Annotated in this window: 16 protein-coding genes and 3 pseudogenes; 8 read left to right on the top strand and 11 right to left on the bottom strand. The window is 68.8% G+C overall.

Annotated features, from left to right (window positions below):
* Window positions 1–227 precede the first annotated feature (227 nt).
* A complete protein-coding gene (locus tag AB0G52_RS35235) occupies window positions 228–884 on the bottom strand; it encodes a TetR/AcrR family transcriptional regulator (RefSeq protein WP_361342344.1) in 657 nt (218 codons plus the stop codon).
* Between the two features lie 116 nt (window positions 885–1,000).
* Here AB0G52_RS35235 and AB0G52_RS35240 point away from each other — a divergent pair, with 116 nt between their 5' ends.
* Window positions 1,001–2,011, top strand: a complete 1,011-nt coding sequence (locus tag AB0G52_RS35240) for a hypothetical protein (RefSeq protein WP_361342498.1) — start codon at window positions 1,001–1,003, stop codon at window positions 2,009–2,011.
* On the opposite strand, the pseudogene AB0G52_RS35245 reads toward AB0G52_RS35240, so the two are convergent.
* Window positions 1,999–3,183, bottom strand: a pseudogene (locus AB0G52_RS35245) (IS701 family transposase). The gene AB0G52_RS35240 and the pseudogene AB0G52_RS35245 overlap by 13 nt on opposite strands.
* A 177-nt stretch (window positions 3,184–3,360) precedes the next feature.
* Here AB0G52_RS35245 and AB0G52_RS35250 point away from each other — a divergent pair.
* On the top strand, window positions 3,361–3,681 hold the full coding sequence (locus AB0G52_RS35250) for a hypothetical protein (RefSeq protein WP_132894472.1): 321 nt from the start codon (window positions 3,361–3,363) through the stop codon (window positions 3,679–3,681).
* Window positions 3,682–3,729: 48 nt separating this feature from the next.
* On the opposite strand, the gene AB0G52_RS35255 is transcribed toward AB0G52_RS35250, so the two are convergent.
* Window positions 3,730–4,050: a thioredoxin family protein gene (locus AB0G52_RS35255; RefSeq protein WP_361342347.1), complete on the bottom strand. Its 321-nt coding sequence runs from the start codon at window positions 4,048–4,050 to the stop codon at window positions 3,730–3,732.
* Window positions 4,051–4,658: 608 nt separating this feature from the next.
* On the bottom strand, window positions 4,659–5,039 hold the full coding sequence (locus tag AB0G52_RS35260; protein WP_361342350.1) for a helix-turn-helix domain-containing protein: 381 nt from the start codon (window positions 5,037–5,039) through the stop codon (window positions 4,659–4,661).
* 61 nt (window positions 5,040–5,100) lie between these two features.
* Here AB0G52_RS35260 and AB0G52_RS35265 point away from each other — a divergent pair.
* A pseudogene (locus AB0G52_RS35265) lies at window positions 5,101–5,476 on the top strand (RidA family protein).
* 307 nt (window positions 5,477–5,783) lie between these two features.
* Window positions 5,784–6,635: a MarR family transcriptional regulator gene (locus AB0G52_RS35270; protein ID WP_361342353.1), complete on the top strand. Its 852-nt coding sequence runs from the start codon at window positions 5,784–5,786 to the stop codon at window positions 6,633–6,635.
* A 222-nt stretch (window positions 6,636–6,857) separates the two neighbouring features.
* On the opposite strand, the pseudogene AB0G52_RS35275 reads toward AB0G52_RS35270, so the two are convergent.
* A pseudogene (locus AB0G52_RS35275) lies at window positions 6,858–7,324 on the bottom strand (ATP-binding protein); the annotation flags it as partial.
* A gap of 260 nt (window positions 7,325–7,584) precedes the next feature.
* Here AB0G52_RS35275 and AB0G52_RS35280 point away from each other — a divergent pair.
* A complete protein-coding gene (locus tag AB0G52_RS35280) occupies window positions 7,585–7,797 on the top strand; it encodes an STAS domain-containing protein (protein WP_361342356.1) in 213 nt (70 codons plus the stop codon).
* Complete coding sequence (locus AB0G52_RS35285; protein WP_361342501.1) at window positions 7,782–7,877, top strand: hypothetical protein; 96 nt, start codon at window positions 7,782–7,784, stop codon at window positions 7,875–7,877. Before AB0G52_RS35280 ends, AB0G52_RS35285 begins: the two co-directional genes overlap by 16 nt.
* A 91-nt stretch (window positions 7,878–7,968) precedes the next feature.
* Here the strand turns inward: AB0G52_RS35285 and mscL are convergent, their stop codons facing one another.
* The 5 genes from mscL to AB0G52_RS35310 all read right to left on the bottom strand — a co-directional run bounded on the left by mscL (window position 7,969) and on the right by AB0G52_RS35310 (window position 11,328).
* The gene (mscL, locus tag AB0G52_RS35290; RefSeq protein WP_132891699.1) at window positions 7,969–8,412 is read right to left on the bottom strand and encodes a large conductance mechanosensitive channel protein MscL; all 444 of its coding nucleotides are present in this window, start codon (window positions 8,410–8,412) and stop codon (window positions 7,969–7,971) included.
* A gap of 211 nt (window positions 8,413–8,623) precedes the next feature.
* Complete coding sequence (locus AB0G52_RS35295) at window positions 8,624–8,977, bottom strand: GNAT family N-acetyltransferase (RefSeq protein WP_361342359.1); 354 nt, start codon at window positions 8,975–8,977, stop codon at window positions 8,624–8,626.
* 424 nt (window positions 8,978–9,401) lie between these two features.
* The gene (locus tag AB0G52_RS35300) at window positions 9,402–9,590 is read right to left on the bottom strand and encodes a hypothetical protein (protein WP_132891700.1); all 189 of its coding nucleotides are present in this window, start codon (window positions 9,588–9,590) and stop codon (window positions 9,402–9,404) included.
* A 16-nt stretch (window positions 9,591–9,606) separates the two neighbouring features.
* Window positions 9,607–10,437: an oxidoreductase gene (locus AB0G52_RS35305; RefSeq protein WP_132891701.1), complete on the bottom strand. Its 831-nt coding sequence runs from the start codon at window positions 10,435–10,437 to the stop codon at window positions 9,607–9,609.
* A 15-nt stretch (window positions 10,438–10,452) separates the two neighbouring features.
* Window positions 10,453–11,328: an NAD(P)H-binding protein gene (locus AB0G52_RS35310; protein ID WP_361342362.1), complete on the bottom strand. Its 876-nt coding sequence runs from the start codon at window positions 11,326–11,328 to the stop codon at window positions 10,453–10,455.
* Window positions 11,329–11,512: 184 nt separating this feature from the next.
* Here AB0G52_RS35310 and AB0G52_RS35315 point away from each other — a divergent pair, with 184 nt between their 5' ends.
* Window positions 11,513–12,139 (top strand): TetR/AcrR family transcriptional regulator, encoded by a 627-nt coding sequence (locus AB0G52_RS35315; protein WP_132891703.1) that lies wholly within the window; start codon window positions 11,513–11,515, stop codon window positions 12,137–12,139.
* A gap of 95 nt (window positions 12,140–12,234) precedes the next feature.
* Here AB0G52_RS35315 and AB0G52_RS35320 read toward each other — a convergent pair whose 3' ends face one another.
* Entirely contained in the window at window positions 12,235–13,476 is a 1,242-nt protein-coding gene (locus tag AB0G52_RS35320; RefSeq protein WP_361342365.1) for a hypothetical protein, read from the bottom strand.
* 272 nt (window positions 13,477–13,748) lie between these two features.
* Between AB0G52_RS35320 and AB0G52_RS35325 the strand changes: the two genes are divergently transcribed.
* Window positions 13,749–14,672: a hypothetical protein gene (locus tag AB0G52_RS35325; protein WP_361342368.1), complete on the top strand. Its 924-nt coding sequence runs from the start codon at window positions 13,749–13,751 to the stop codon at window positions 14,670–14,672.
* Window positions 14,673–14,705 lie beyond the last annotated feature (33 nt).

A 14,705-nucleotide genomic window follows, 5' to 3' on the forward strand; every position in this document is an offset into this window, starting at 1 on the left:
TCCAAGCCCGCCCCACGCATGCCGCACCCCCGCTACACTCCCCACCGCCAGGCCGTTGACCAGCCGAAATACAGAAGTCCGGCTGGAGTACTAGTACTCCAGTCGTAGATCGAGACCTGACGCGGTGTCACCTACGTTGGTGTGGCTGACGAGTATGATGACGGCCGGGTGCATCGGCGTGTTCCGGATCTACTGTTTGTCCAGCGGATGTCCCAGTCGGGTCGGCTTCACGGCTGGGTGCGTCGCTCGGCGGCGTCGAACGCAGGCGCGAGCGGGGCCAGTGCCGCGCGGAGCTGGTCGGGCAGTGAGCCGGAGGGCACGACGAGTCCTCCGGCGCCGAAACTCTCGGCGGCCTCCGCATTCCCGGTCGGCTGGAGCCAGCCTTCCAGCGCGATGCGTACCGCCGCGGCCACGCTTGCCGCGAGAACGCGGGCTGTGTGCGCTCCTGTACCCTCCAGGCGTTCAGCGATCACCGCCGTGAGCGAGGGCTCGATGTCGGCCGTGGTGTCGAGGAATGCGTCGCGCAGCGCGGTTCGGGTGGTGATGAGCAACAGCGCCTGCTGTTCGCGCTCTCCGATGTTCGTGTACTGCTCGACCACTGCTTCGGTGACGGCGTCGGCCAGGTGCGCTCCCGCGGGCTGAGCCGTGACCGCCGCCGCGATCCGCGCCTCCCGGTCTGCGGTGACAGCGGAGACGATCGCCTGCTCGCGGCTGGCGAAGTAGTTGTTGTAGGTGCGTGGGGAGACCCCGGCCGCCTCGGCGATGTCCTCGACCCGCACCTGGTCCGGTCCGCGCTCCACGGCCAGGCGTAGGGCCGCCTCGCGTAGCGCCTCGCGTGTGGCCTGCTTCTTCCGCTCCCGCAGCCCTGGCGGTGATGTCGTCACGGTACTCAGCGTTCCACACAGGCTGCGTGCACGCAAACTTGCGTGCACGCACTTTTCCTGTCAGCCTCGGCCTGGTCGAGACCGACAGAGGGGACGTCACCATGCGAGCAAGAGGAATGACCTACGACACCGGATTCGTCGTGCACGGCCAGATATCCCGCGAGCACTTCGACCCCGCGGTGGTCCGGCGGGAGCTCGCCATCATCCGCGACGACCTGCACTGCAACGCGGTCCAGATCATCGGCGGCGACCCGGACCGACTGGAGCTGGCCGCCGGTGCCGCCGCCGAGCTCGGTCTGGAGGTCTGGTTCTCGCCCTACCCGCTGGAGCTGGACCCGGAACAGATCCTCACCCTCTTCCGCGACTGTGCCGGGCGAGCGGAACGGCTCCGGCAACAGGGAGCCACAGTCGTGTTCGTTGCAGGAGTCGAGCTGAGCGTGATGAACCGCGGGTTCCTGCCCGGGCAGAGCCCCGAGGAGCGGGTCCAGCAGCTGATGAGCCAACCCGAGCGGCGGGCCGAAGCGATCCGCGAGCTCGGCGTGCGCATCAACGCGTTCCTCCGCGATGCCGCGGCCACGGTCCGCGAGCGCTTCCGGGGCAAGCTCACCTACGCATCCATCCAGTTCGAGCAGGTCGACTGGACTCCCTTCGACATTGTGACGTTCGAGCTGATCCGCTCCGCAGAGGTCGCCGACCGGTTCCGGGACGCGGTGCGCACCCTGGCCCAAGGCCCGAAGCCACTCGCCATCACCGGATTCGGCACTGCGGCCTACCGCGGCGCGGGAGACCGCGGCGGGCGCGTGCTGGAAGTGGTCGAGCACGACCCGCAGACCAAGGCCCCTGTACGGCTGAACGGCATATACGAGCGTGACGAGGCCGGCCAGGCCGCATATCTGAGTGAACTCCTGGAGATCTTCGACACCGAGGGCGTGGACAGCGCGTTCGTGTTCCTGTTCGCCTTGCCCGGCTACCCGCACCGCCCGGACGGCGACCCCCGGGACGACCTGGACCGGGCCGGCCTGGGCATCGTCAAACTCCTCGAAGGACGCCGGGGGCAGGCCTATCCCGACATGGAATGGGAACCCAAGGCCGCCTTCGCAGCAGTGGCACAGCGCTACCGGAACTGACAGGCTCGGCCCCAGGCGAGCAGGTGGACCGTGCCGTGGACGGGCCGGACGACGAGCGCGATGAACAGGCGCTGGATCTCCCTGCAGGTAAGGGGGATCAGTCCGTCCGGCTTCGGGTAGCGGGCGTGTTCGTGGGCGCGGACGACGGTGAGGAAGGCGTGGGCGAGCATCGCGAGGGTGACCCAGCGGTGCCAGGACGTCCAACGTCTGACCTGGTGTTGGTCCAGTCCGGGCAGGCCCCAGCCAGACTGGAAGGTCTCCTCGACGGTCCATCTACGGTCGGCGACGCGCACCAGGGTGGACAGCGGCACCGGGGCAGCTGAGTAGCAGCGGTAGAAGGCGAGTTCGCCGGTGCGTCGGCTGCGGCGGGCGAGCAACTGGTGGTGGCCAGGCCGGTCGTCGGCGAGGTCGACCAGGGCCCAGTCGTAGAAGCGGTGCCCCTTGGCTCCAGCGCCTGCGGAGAGTTTCTGCCAGGCTCTCCGCGGCCGCTTCCTGATCAGGGCGTCGGCGCGGAACGTGCCCGCACGGGTGGTGATCTGGTGGCCACGGGCGACGGCGAGTACGTAACCGACCTGCCGTTTCTCCAGGGCGGTGCGCAGGTGCGGGTCGGCTCCGTAGACCTCGTCGCCGGCCACCCAGGATGCAGGGACACCAACGTCCAGCGCGCGGGTGATCATACGGGCTGCGAGGGCGGCCTTGGTGGCGAAGGCGACGTTGTCGGGTATCCCGGCGGCCTGGCAGCGGGCCGTGTCGTCGGTCCACGAACGCGGGACATACAGCTCCCGGTCTATCGCCGCGTGCCCGAGCGGAGTCGAGTAGCAAGGTAGACGGCGACCTGGGCATTCTCGATGCGCCCGGCAGTGCCGGTGTACTGGCGCCGCACCCCACCGTGCCCGTGCCCTTCTTCAGATCGCCGGTCTCATCCGCGACCGGCATCGCATCCTCGTGGTGCAGTGCTCGACAACGAAGCCGCGGACGTCATCGCGTACCGCGTCGGCATCCCACTTGGCTCTCGACAGCAGGTGCTGCAGACCGTAGGGGCTCGCGTGCCCGGCCTGCTCGGCGAGTGTCCAGCAGTTCTTGCGCGGCAGGTCCGACAACAGTCCGAGCACGAACGCCCGTGCCCGGCGCCGGGGTTCCACCCGGACGAACCGTCCCGCGATACGGCCCATCAGGCCCTCGAACGCTTTCTGCCAGCGGGCGGGATCTATGCTTTGGCCTGCGGCCACCGACTGATCTTCTGTCTTCACACACCGATGATCACCGGTGGCCGCACCCGTTCCGAACCAGCCCCGACCAGCAAGATCAGGACCTGGGCCCGAGCACCAGCTCTGGAGTTGAATCCGCTGATGGACATGTCCGCCCGAGAGATCCGCATGCCCCTCAGCGAGGTCGTCGCAATGCTGCAGGACCTGAACGAGTTCGTCGTCTCCCTCGACCGACTCGGATCCCGCCAGGCATCCGGAACCGCCGACGAGCACACCGTCGGCAAATTCATCGCCGACTGGGATGTCGCTCGGCGATCGGCCCGCGCCCGGCACGTCATCAGCGTCGCGCTGGATGCACAACTGAGCGAGGAAGAAAACGCCGAGATCGACGCCCTGTGCGAGCAAGGCCACTTCTACGGCACGGACAGCGCCGTCAGCCCCTCCACTGACCAGTCCAGCTGAGACAGCGTGCGCATCGAACCAACAAGATCGCGATCTACAGCTGGAGCATTAGGCCGCGGCCAGTTCGTCCAGCAGCCTGCGCAGCTTATTCGGGTCGGCTCCGAGGAGTTCGCCCTTTTTCCTCCCTTCCAGATAGGTCAGGAAGGTGGGCATGGCCCTGATGCCGGCCTTCTCGGATACATCTGGAACTTGGTCGACGTCGATGACCGCGAACCTGATGGTGCTGTACTCCGGCTCCGTCGAGAAGCGCTCAAATGCAGGCTTGATGAGTTTGCAGGGGCCGCACCAGACCGCCGTGAAGTCGACGATGACTTTCGGATCGGTCTGAAGCAGCGTGTTGAACTGCTCTGCGCTGGTTACGTTGATCACCGCTCCCCCGTGCAGAGCGGTGGGCGCCTTGGCCTGTTGCGTAGCCCCGAACGTCGCGCCTTGAGCTGCGGGGCGGGGGGCGGCCGACGATGCACTGGCGCACGGGATGGCAGTGAGTGTCACACCGAGAACCACGGCGGCGGCCCGGCACAGCCGAGGCCAACGTAGGGCTGCTGGCGGAAAGGTCATGAACGCGGGCGCCTGGGGATCTGACTTCATGTTGTCAACAGGTACCGGTTCACCTGGCGGAACGTGAGAAGGGCTGCTGTTGAGTCACGCGGAAGGGGATCAGCGCTCGTCCCAACAGCCCAGGCGGGCGGCGATCAGGGCGCCTCGCGTGTTCGCTTCTCGGGGCCAAATTTTCGTGCCCGTAAGCGGTACCAACCAGTCATGCGGCCGGGGCATGGCCGGGGCAGCCGGGGTTCTGCATGGTGGCATCCGGCCTGTGGGGGGGCCGCACGGCCGACGGGGACGTTCTGGCGCCGGTGGCACCTGCAGAGAGTCACCGGCAATACGCTCTCAGACCGTCGTGCATCACTCGCAAACTGTCGTGTTTGTGACTGGGCACGCTGGTTGGCCACTTTGAGCATCTCAGTTGGCCGCAGAAGTCACGTGTCGAAGCGACGGCGGGCGGCCTCGATGTGATCGAAGTACCGGCGGGTCCAGCCGCACATCGCATCGACCGTCGCTCGCAGAGCCTGCCCTGGCTCAGTGAGGGTGTATTCGACCCGCGGTGGGACGGTGGGGTGCACGGTGCGCTCGACAAGGCCGTTGCGCTCCAGCATGCGCAGGTTCTGGGTGAGCATCTTGTGGCTGATGCCCTCGATCTCGTTGCGCAGTTCGCTGAAGCGCAGGGTGCGATCACCGAGCCCCTCGACGATCAGGAACGCCCATTTGTTGGCGACGTCGGAGAAGATCTCCCGCGCCAAGGAGCCCGCACGCGCCAGGTCCGCATCCTCGGGCGAGCCTGTGAACTGCTTGGTCACCATAAGGTTCTCCAGTTACCGAAAAGTGCGTTCTTCCACGTCAGCGGCCACTCTCCTACAGTTCCTGAGTAACGATGTCTACCAGCAGGTGTCGATCGCATCCGGGTCGAGGCTGGTCTTCGTCGCCGGGCAGGTTGCTTGGGATGCCGAGGGGGTCACCATCGGTGAAGGCGATCTCGCCGCCCAGGTCGAGCAGAGTTATCTCAACGTCGGCACCGCACTGGCCGCGGCCGGCGGCTCCTTCGGCGACGTGGCGAAGCTGACCTTCTACGTCGTCGACTGGACCCCCGACAAGATGCCCCTGCTCCTGGAAGGGATTTCCCGGGCCGCCGCGAAGCTGGGGGGGGACGCCCGCCCCGCCGGCCACGCTGATAGGCGTCGCGGCACTGGACGTCCCTGACCACCTGGTCGAGATCGAAGCCACCGCGATCCTCGACTGAACTGATGCCGAGTGGCCAATGACAGCGCTCAGCGGCCAACCAGCGTGCTCGGGATCATTGTCACCAGCGGCACCGGGTGAGCCGGCGAATAGGGGCTATCGAGGCAGTCTGGTTATCACACACAAGGCAACCGACTTGTCATAGACACTGAATCAGCAGTCTTTCTGTCACCAGATTGGACCTGAATCCGCTCTCGCATGCACAGCCCTGCAAACGACGACCCATCTGCACTGCTTCCCTTCGGTCGCCGATGAGTTCCGGTGTGCCGGGCGGTCCAAGTCGGCACACCTGACGTAGGGAGAATCTGATGGGCACGACGCGCTTGCATCCGATGGCTCACATCGCCCGTCGCATGTTCGAGCTCCTGGAGCCGATCTGCCTGGTCACGTTCCTCGCGGACGAGTGCAACGAGGAGCTGGCCGCACTCGGCCACCGCACCTACTGGGACGGCTACTTCGCCAGCCGCGCCGCCCCACTGGGACGAGTGCCCGCCCACGTCGTGCACGCAGCCTTCTACAACTTCGCCGACGGAGAAGCCGCACGGCACATCCCCAGCGCCTGGGAGACGATCTCGCCCGAGGCCTCCGTCGCCGCGCGGGAGCGGGGCAGCGCGGCCTCCCTACAGCGCATCCTCGGCGATGAGCTGGCCGAGTCCCCGGGTCTGGTGCGCGCCGCGGACCTGACCACCAAGGCCGCGACGAGCGCCCCTACCGAAGGCCGGGTGATGTACGCCGGCATGCGCACCCTTGAGGTACCCAGCGACCCCGTCGCCCGACTGTGGCACTCCGCGACCATGCTGCGCGAGCACCGCGGCGACGGGCACATCGCCGCTCTCGTCGGCGCGCGCATCGGCGGCACGGAGGCCCACGTGCTTTCCGCTCTGGAACAGGGAATCCACCCCCCGGAGTCGTTCGGACGCATCCAACACTTGCCGAGAGAGCGCCTGGCCGCGGTCATGGACGGTATGCGCGAACGCGGACTCATCGACATCGACGGGCACTTCACCGACGCGGGCCGCGCGACCAAACAGCGCATCGAAACCCTCACTGACGAACTCGCCACCCCACCCTACGACGCCCTGTCCCCCGGCGAACTCGACGAACTGATCACCAACCTCGAACCCATCACCGCGGCCCTGGTGGCCACAGGCTCGCAGTGACACGCAGAAATCGCTGCAGAATCGCCTTGGCGGGCGCAAGGGGCCGCCAGGGCGTGGCCGCCGCAGCGGAACAGGTTCTCAAGCACCCCCAGGGCGCAGCACTGCCCGATGTCCCGCTGGGGAAGTTGCGCGCGGCTCTGGGCCGCCACCCTGTCGGTTCCCGTTCCGTGTGAGCGGCGGCGGCCAATCGTTCTTCGAAGGTTGGTGTGCGGCGATGGCGCCGCCGGGGTCGTCGGCCAGGGCGAGGCGGGCGGTGATGCGTTTGCCGACGGGCTGACGCTGCGCTTCGAAGCCCTGGGCGGCTTCGAAGCCCTGGGCGACGGCCATGACGATCTCCAGGCCGTGCCGGCCGACCCGGCCGGCGTCCGCGGCCCGGGCGATCGGCAGGACCGGGTCGGAGTCCCACACCACGACCTCCACCACATCGCCGACGATGCGAAGGTCGAGCAGGATCGGCCCGGGGGCGTACTTGCGGGCGTTGGTGACCAGTTCGCTGACCACCAGTTGGTGAGGTCCACGGCGCCCTGTGAGACGGGCAGGCCGTGATCGGCTTGAACCCGGGAGAGGAGGCCGGCTGCCAGGTGGCGGGCTCGGGCGATGTCCGCACCGTCTCCGACCAGGGCAACGCTGGTCTGTCTGACCGGCCTGGCCAGCGCCGCGCCTTCTTCCGGCACCGGATCTGGTCTCATCACGGCCGCCAATTCATGCCTCACCGACAACGAGCCAGCATGTACCCGCACATCTGCGGATCACGCCTTGCCGTTCCTGTTGGCTTGGCCACACGACGGCGCCGCTCGTACCGTGCCGGGCGGCACCGCGCACGTGGGCTTGAGTGTGCCAGGATCACCGGCATGTCTGAGGGAGAACTGAGGGAGAACTGACGGACACCGAGCACGCCGGGCGGACCGGTCGGCTGTCGGTCGTAGCCACCGCCACCGACGGCATCCGCGTGCTGACCCTGTCCGGAGAGGTCGACCACCACACCGGTGACACACTCCGCCAAGCCCTGGACGCTTCCGACACTCTCCGCTCCCGCGTCGTGGTCGACATGCACCAGGTCGCATTCATGGACTCCAGCGGTATCAACATTTCCTCGCCGCCCACCGTGCCCTCAGCGAAGCCGGCGGCCGGCTGCGCCTGGCTGCTATCGGTGAATCCGTGATGCGCACCATCAGCATCGTCGGCGTCGACGCCGTCATCGACATTCACGAGACTGTCCGCCAAGCCCTCGCTGAGGCCTGACCGGCAGCCGACAACCGGCGACCGGTCTCAAGACGAGCACGCGCCGAGCAGGCAGGGCCGGTTATGGAGCGGAGTCGTGTGTGAGGTCGGGTCACCCGGCGCGCTGGGTCGTCTCTCCGGTTTGAGCGGGTACGGCGGGCAGGGAGACGGTGCATGAGGCGCAGCGTCGGGCCTGGGCAGGTACGGGGCTGAGGCATTCGGGGCAGTCCCGTTTGGGGGCCTGAACGTCATGATGTGGGGCGAGGCGTTCGTGGAGCTTGTTGATCGGGAGCACAACCAGGAAGTACAGGGCGCTGGCGAGGAGGAGGAAGCTGATCGCCGCGTTGACGAAGGCGCCGTAGGGGAACTTGGTGGCGCCCAGAGTGAAGGTCTTGCGGCTCATGTCGCCGGTGGCGCCGGTGGCCAGCCCGACGAGTGGTGTCAGGAAGGCGCTGACGAAGCCGTTCACTACGGCGGTGAACGCTGCCCCGATGACGATGCCGACGGCGAGGTCGACCACGTTGCCGCGCAGGATGAAGCTGCGGAAGCCCTTCACCTTCTCACCCCTATGAGGCTGTTGACGTCGACGGGCGGCACCGAAAGCTCGGTCAGCCCACTTTCTTCGCCTCGGATGCCCTGCCACCCCTCACCCATGCCAGCTCCGCCGCGCGGCCCGGTGATGTACGAGTTCACCAAGTGGCGCATGACGGCAGACCATCCATGAACTGCTGCGCCGGCAAGCGCGCTGTGACCGCTGAGTGCTGGCGTCAGCCGCTGGCGAGTATCGGGTCGGCCGGAGCGGAGAGTCTCCGGTGGTCGTGGGTGCAGGGCGCGGCAGAGATGGCTGGGGGAATGCGCATCCGGCGCAGGAGGTGACGGGTGCTGCGCTTGTGCACCGTGCTGCGCCAGGCCAGTCCCGGGTGGCGGGACCGTAGGTGTGACAGCGCACGGGTGCCCAGACCGGTGCTGCGGAAGCGCTCATCAATGATGACGGCGGTGATGACACCCTGGGCGCAGGCAGTGCAGATCCGGTACCGGACCTGGCCGACGACCTGGCGGGTGTGCACGAGGAGCAGGCATTGGTCGCCCGGGCCCGGGTCGTCCGGGATATGCGTGGACACGAAATCGATTGCCCGGTAGACGAGGACCCGGCGGCGCAGGCGACCGGCGCGCCGGCCTCGGCGTGAGTGCTTGGCGCCGTCGTGACCGGGCGACGATGTCTCGGCCGTGCATGCCTGGCCGATGAGACCACTGCTGGTGGGACGCGCAAGTTGTCCGTGCATGACGTCTCGGGTGCCCGAACAGCCGACGGATACCCGTCCAACGCATGGCACCCGTCCGGGGACTCTCCTGTCCCAGACCGGCTGCCCGATGGACCTTCCACGGCATCCGTACGCTGCATGTGCGGCACGGTGCCAAGCGGCGTCGGTGCCCGGCCCCGCGCAGCGGGGACGACCCGGCCGGGCAGGCGGCGGCCGGGTTCTTCCGGGACCTGCGCCAGGGCGCCGGCGCGTAAACGGGGCTCGGTGCACCAGTGGCCCGCGGCTACGCGCTGCGGGGTGTGCGGGCGTCCGTCTTCTTGGCCATCGCCTTCTTGGAGGACGTCTTCTTCGCCGCCGTGGTCCTCTTCGAGGACGTCTTCTTCACCGGGGCCCTGGCCGCGGCCTTCTCAGCGGGCATCTCGCGGACCTGAGCGTCGGTTTCCTCGCCGGGCGCTGCCTGTGACTTGGCCACGGACTCCTGGATCAAACTAGCCGTGATCGGTGGCGAGGGCGACGTGCCGCCAGGCGTCGATCTCTTTGCGGAAGGTGTCCAGTTTGGCGTCGAAGGCTTGCAGGGTGTCCGTTCCGAGCGGGAGGCGCAGGGGCGGTTCGGGGGCGGCGGCCATCTCGACGATGGCACGGGCGGCCTTGGCTGGGTCGCCGGGCTGGGTGTGGTTCAGGCTCGCGGCGGCTGTGCGCATTGTGCCGACGGTGGGCGCGTAATCGTCGATGGTTGCGGGGCCGGTGTCCAGGCTGGTGGGGTCGAGGAAGTCGGTGCGGAAGAACCCCGGTTCCACGAGGGTGACGTGGATGCCCAGGGGTGCGAGTTCGGTGTGGAGGGTCTCGGTGAAGCCTTCGACGGCGAACTTGGTGGAGGCGTAGATGCCCCAGCCCGGTGCGGTGGCGAATCCGACGATGGAGCTGATGTTGATCACGTGGCCGGAGCGCTGGCCCCGCAGTACCGGCAGCACGGCGCGCTGGACGGCGAGCGGGCCGAAGACGTTGGTCTCGAACACCCTGCGGACCGCGGCGTCGTCGGACTCCTCGACGGCGGCGAGCAGTCCGTTGCCGGCGTTGTTGACCAGGACGTCGATCCGGCCGAACCGCTCGATGGCCGCGTCGACGGCCGTCCGGATGCTCTGCGGGTCGGTCACGTCCAGCGCCGCGGTGAGCAGCGCGTCGCCGGCGTCGGGAAATTGCGTGCGGACGGCTTCGGTGTTCCTGGCCGTCGCGACCACCTGGTGGCCGGCGGCGAGGGCGGCACGGGTGATCTCCAGGCCGAAGCCCCGGGATGATCCGGTGATGAACCAGACGCTCATGGTCTTCTCCAGTGCTCAGGCGGTGGGCAGGTCGAAGGCGGCGCGGTTTTGGGCGATGAAGCCTTCGACGTCGAGGGGGTCGCTGCCGCCGATCGTCTTCACGAGGTCGTTGGTGCCGGCGAAGACGCCGTTGCGGTAGTCGACGGCCACGGCGAGCAGGTGCTGGATCAGGTGGTCGGGCGCGCCGCGCCCGCGCAGGATGGCGGCGAACTCGTCGAGTTCGATGGGCACGTAGATGACGTCACGGACCAGCGCCTTCGACATCTTTGCGGCGATCTCGTAGTGGTTGAGCTCCTCGGCTCCGTACAGCGGGTAGATCCGGCCGGCGTGCGGGGCGGGGTCTTCCAGGATGGCCGCGATCACCTTGGCCTGGTCGCTTTCGGCCATGGGGGCGTGGCGCCCGTCGGCGAAGGGCAGGCGCAGTTCGCCGGTTCCGTCGGCCCAGGTGTCGATCAGCCACTGGGCGAAGAAGGTCGGGCGGAGGTGGGTGACCGGGACGGGGAAGCGGTCGAGGACGCGTTCCGCGACCCAGTGCTGGCGCGCCGCGTTGCTGACGGTGTTGCGGCGGGCGGAGACCTGGGACATGTTGACGATCGCCTCGACCCCGTTCTCCTCCGCTGCCTGGGCGACGTTCGCGGTGGCGTCCATCAGTCCGGGGCGGATCGGATAGGTGAAGTACAGGGCGTCGATCCCCTTCGTCGCCCGGGCCAGGGAGTCCAGGTCGAGGACGTCGCCTTCCACGATGTCCGCTCCGAGGGCGGCGAGCCGCTCGGCGCGCGCGTCGAGGCCGCGGACGAGTGCGCGGACGCGGTGGCCGCGCTCGAGCAGAAGTTCGGTGGTCTGGCTGCCGGTCTTGCCGGTGGACCCGATCACGAGGAGGGCGCGTTCCATGAGGGTGATCTCCGTTTCTTGAGCGGGAAGCGGCGGGAATGCCGGCGTCAGCCCGTCGTGCGGGTGCCGCAGGGCTTCCGTCCGCCTCCTGAAAAGTGGGCCTGCTAGCCCCTTTTTAGCCTGCACCCAGAGAACACCTCGCAGAATGGGTTGTCAAGCCCCTTTTTCCGGTAAGCTGGCGACCATGACCACCACCAGGCAGGTGCCGGACCGGAAGCTGACCGCCAAGGGCCTGGCCACACGCGAGCGCATCATCAGAGCGGCCGCCGAGCTGATCTACGAACACGGTGTGCAGAACACCAACAACGAGCAGATACGCGAGGCCGCCGGAGTCAGCGGCTCACAGCTGACGCGCCACTTCCCCACCAAAGAATCCCTGGTGCGCGCAGTCCTCGCCTGGCAGGCCGACGGCATCGTCGCCCGCCACCAGGCACCCGAACTGGGCGAACTGGACAGCTTCGCCGCCCTGCGCAGGTGGGCCGACTCCTACATCGCCTCGCAGGACATGGTGCGCGGCGGGTGCACCTTCGGCTCCCTGGCCGCCGAGGTCGTCAAGGCCGAACCCTCCCACCGGGACACGGTGGCCGCCGGCTTCGAGCGGTGGCAGGCGCTGTTCCGGCGCGGCCTGACCAAAATGCGCGAGCGCGGCGAACTGCGGCCGGACGCCGACCCGACGGCCCTCGCCCACCTGCTCACCGCCGCGTTCCAGGGCGGAGCACTGCTGGACCAGGCAGCCGGCGAATCCGCACCCCTGCGGGACGCACTGTACGGGGCACTGGCCTACGTCGAGTCGTTCGCCGCGGAACGCTGATCGCGCCGCGGAGGGCCGAACCTCAGTCAGGCGAACGGCAGTCAGGAAAGGCCGGAGGTAGCAGGGCGGGGCGCCTGCCCGGTCCAGGCGCGCCCTCACTCGTACTGATCGTCGTGGCCGTGCACACGGCGCTGTTCGTCCGCCACAAGGTTCACACTCCTCGGACACCCATCGAAGCGTGAACGGCACGGCTGCGGGACTGCACGACGCGCCCGCAGGAGTTCCGACCGGGCAACGTTCCTCCCGGGAGGGATCGCATCCCGCAAGGCACGAGCTGTGTGACGTCGTGAGCAGGAGGCAGCGGGTGGCGTTGCTGTTCCAATCTTCTGGAGGGGGATACCCCCCTTCCCGAGCCCCTTCGGCCGCGCGGAGGAATGTCTCGCCGTCGGCCGGCATGCTGAAGTCATGCCCCGCCGGAAGCGGCAGACCGGTCCTGGCCGGGGCGGCCCATGAATCCGCGGGCGGACAGCGGCGGTAGGCGGTGCCGGTCGCGGGTGTCCTCGTCGAAGTCGTCGAGGAACGTGTGAAGGGCGTCGGCGATCCGCGCGAGAGTCGGCGGCGAACAGCACTGGCTGGTATCCGGCCACCTGGTACGGGACGCGGACCAGGTCGGGGATGTTCCACGGCCGGATCTCCGCCTGCGCGAAGCGGGCCAGCTCCCCGTACGACGACAGCAGCGCGGCACCATAGGCGCGCGGCCGTCCCCGTTCCCAGGCGACGCCGTATTCGAGGCTGAACCAGTAGACGCGGCTGATCAGGTCCAGCGCGTCCTTGGACTCCACCCGCGCGGCGGCACGTCCGAAGGTTCTGTAGAGGTCGGCGAACCACGGGTCGGCCAGGTGGGTGCCGTGGCCGAAGACGTCGTGCAGGACGTCGGGTTCCGGCGTGTACAGCGGTATAGCCGGGTGCCGCACGTACTGCACTGCGTGGAAGTAGCCGTCGGCCATGGCGCCCAGGAACCGCTTGTTCGGCACGATGCCGCCGGCCAGGGTGAACCGGAAGCCCGTGATCGGCTGGAGACGGTCGGAGACCTCCGCATGCTGCGGCACGTGGCCTGCGGGGATCGGCGCCGCGTCCCGGGCCCGCAGGACCGCCTCGCACACGCGGTCCTCCTGCGCCGTCAGGAGCGCGGCGTGCACCCTGCGCCAGGCGTCATGCTCCGCCTCGCTGTAGGTCACGGGAGGCGAATGGGCGCCGACCCGGTGCCCGTCGGCGGCGGCCACGATCGCGTCCCGCCGCCGCACATACTCCCGGTCGGCGAAACCCGGATGCTCCCGGGCATCTCCCAGGGTGCGCCCCTGCGGATCCAGCGGAGTCCAGTCGATTCCATCGGCCACGTACAGCATCCTGCGCTGGATCCGGGGCCGCCGGCCAGCGGACTCGCCGGGTACACCGCCCACCGCGCACAAGCCGCTCATGGGCGGCTCGGGCCACCAGCGTGGCCGTGAACGCGCGCATTACCTGACTCCGTCGGCCAGCTGGCGCTTGCGGATGGTGATTTGCCGCAGTGCGGCCTGGTAGAGCTCGGCACTCCAGGCGCGCGATCACACCTTCACAGTCGCGTGTTTGATTTTCTGCTCGATAACGTGGTGGGGGAAGTGAGCGACGGATGAGTGCGGAGCCGACGGAGCGTCGGCCGGGTGTGGTGATGCATGTGCGCTGCCCGGACCAGCTGCCCGAGGAGACCTACCGGCAGGTTTTGGAGCAGCTGCATGAGCTGTCGGCGGTGGTGCGGACTCTGCCGCCCACGGCGGCCCCGGTCGACCTGCGCGGTGCGCTGCGCTACCACCGGGCGACCGCTGTCCACCTCGGGGAGATCCTGCGGCTGCGAACGGCCTCCCGCTACGGCGTCGACGTCCGGGTCGGTATCGGTCCGACCGTCACCGTCGCCGCGACCGCCTCCGCACAGGTCGAGGGGGCGGGCGGCGTCCTGGCCATCGAGGCCGCTCACGCCGCCGACTGGCTCGCCCTGCTGCCGGTTCAGGATCTGCACGGCATCGGCCCTCGCCAGGCTGCCGTCCTCAGGCGCTACGGCGTCGACCGTGTCGGCCTGCTCGCCGCGCTGCCGGCCGCAATCGTGCAGCGTCTGCTGGGCAAGGCCGGCCGGATCGCGGCCGAGCGGGCCCGTGGCACCGATCCCCGTACCGTCACCCCCCGCCGTGTGCCCGCCGCCTGCCCGCCTCCGTCAGCGTCCGGCACCGCTTCCCCCACAATGTCCTCGACGGCGCTCCGGCGCGGTCGGCCCTGCTCACACCGGTCGTGCAGCTCGGCGCCGAACTGCGTCGCCGCCAGCAGGCCGCGCGCCCTCACGCTCACGCTGACGTTCGCCGGCGGCGCGGCGTGGGAGAAGGCCCGCCGCCTGGCGGCCCTGCGCGCGGAGGACCTGGTGGACGGCAACCAGGTCGCCGAACAGCTCAGCCTCGACGCCGCCCGGCGCGCACGCCTCACCGCCGAGGAGACGGCCGACCGGATCCGGGAGAAGTTCGGGCCCGGCGCGATCGGCCCGGCAGCCACCTACCGGCCCGCCTCCTGACCTCACCCATGAAGGCCGCCGCAGGGGGTGCTG

It is taken from the genome of Streptomyces sp. NPDC021562, from assembly GCF_040640875.1.
Classification (GTDB): Bacteria; Actinomycetota; Actinomycetes; order Streptomycetales; family Streptomycetaceae; genus Streptomyces.

Bases quoted from the DNA above. Each gene is read 5' to 3' on its own strand.
- AB0G52_RS35240 (WP_361342498.1), top strand. From the start codon at position 1,001: ATGACCTACGACACCGGATTCGTCGTGCACGGCCAGATATCCCGCGAG.
- AB0G52_RS35250 (WP_132894472.1), top strand. From the start codon at position 3,361: ATGGACATGTCCGCCCGAGAGATCCGCATGCCCCTCAGCGAGGTCGTC.
- AB0G52_RS35260 (WP_361342350.1), bottom strand. From the start codon at position 5,039: ATGGTGACCAAGCAGTTCACAGGCTCGCCCGAGGATGCGGACCTGGCG.
- AB0G52_RS35270 (WP_361342353.1), top strand. From the start codon at position 5,784: ATGGGCACGACGCGCTTGCATCCGATGGCTCACATCGCCCGTCGCATG.
- AB0G52_RS35305 (WP_132891701.1), bottom strand. From the start codon at position 10,437: ATGAGCGTCTGGTTCATCACCGGATCATCCCGGGGCTTCGGCCTGGAG.
- AB0G52_RS35310 (WP_361342362.1), bottom strand. From the start codon at position 11,328: ATGGAACGCGCCCTCCTCGTGATCGGGTCCACCGGCAAGACCGGCAGC.
- AB0G52_RS35315 (WP_132891703.1), top strand. From the start codon at position 11,513: ATGACCACCACCAGGCAGGTGCCGGACCGGAAGCTGACCGCCAAGGGC.
- AB0G52_RS35325 (WP_361342368.1), top strand. From the start codon at position 13,749: ATGAGTGCGGAGCCGACGGAGCGTCGGCCGGGTGTGGTGATGCATGTG.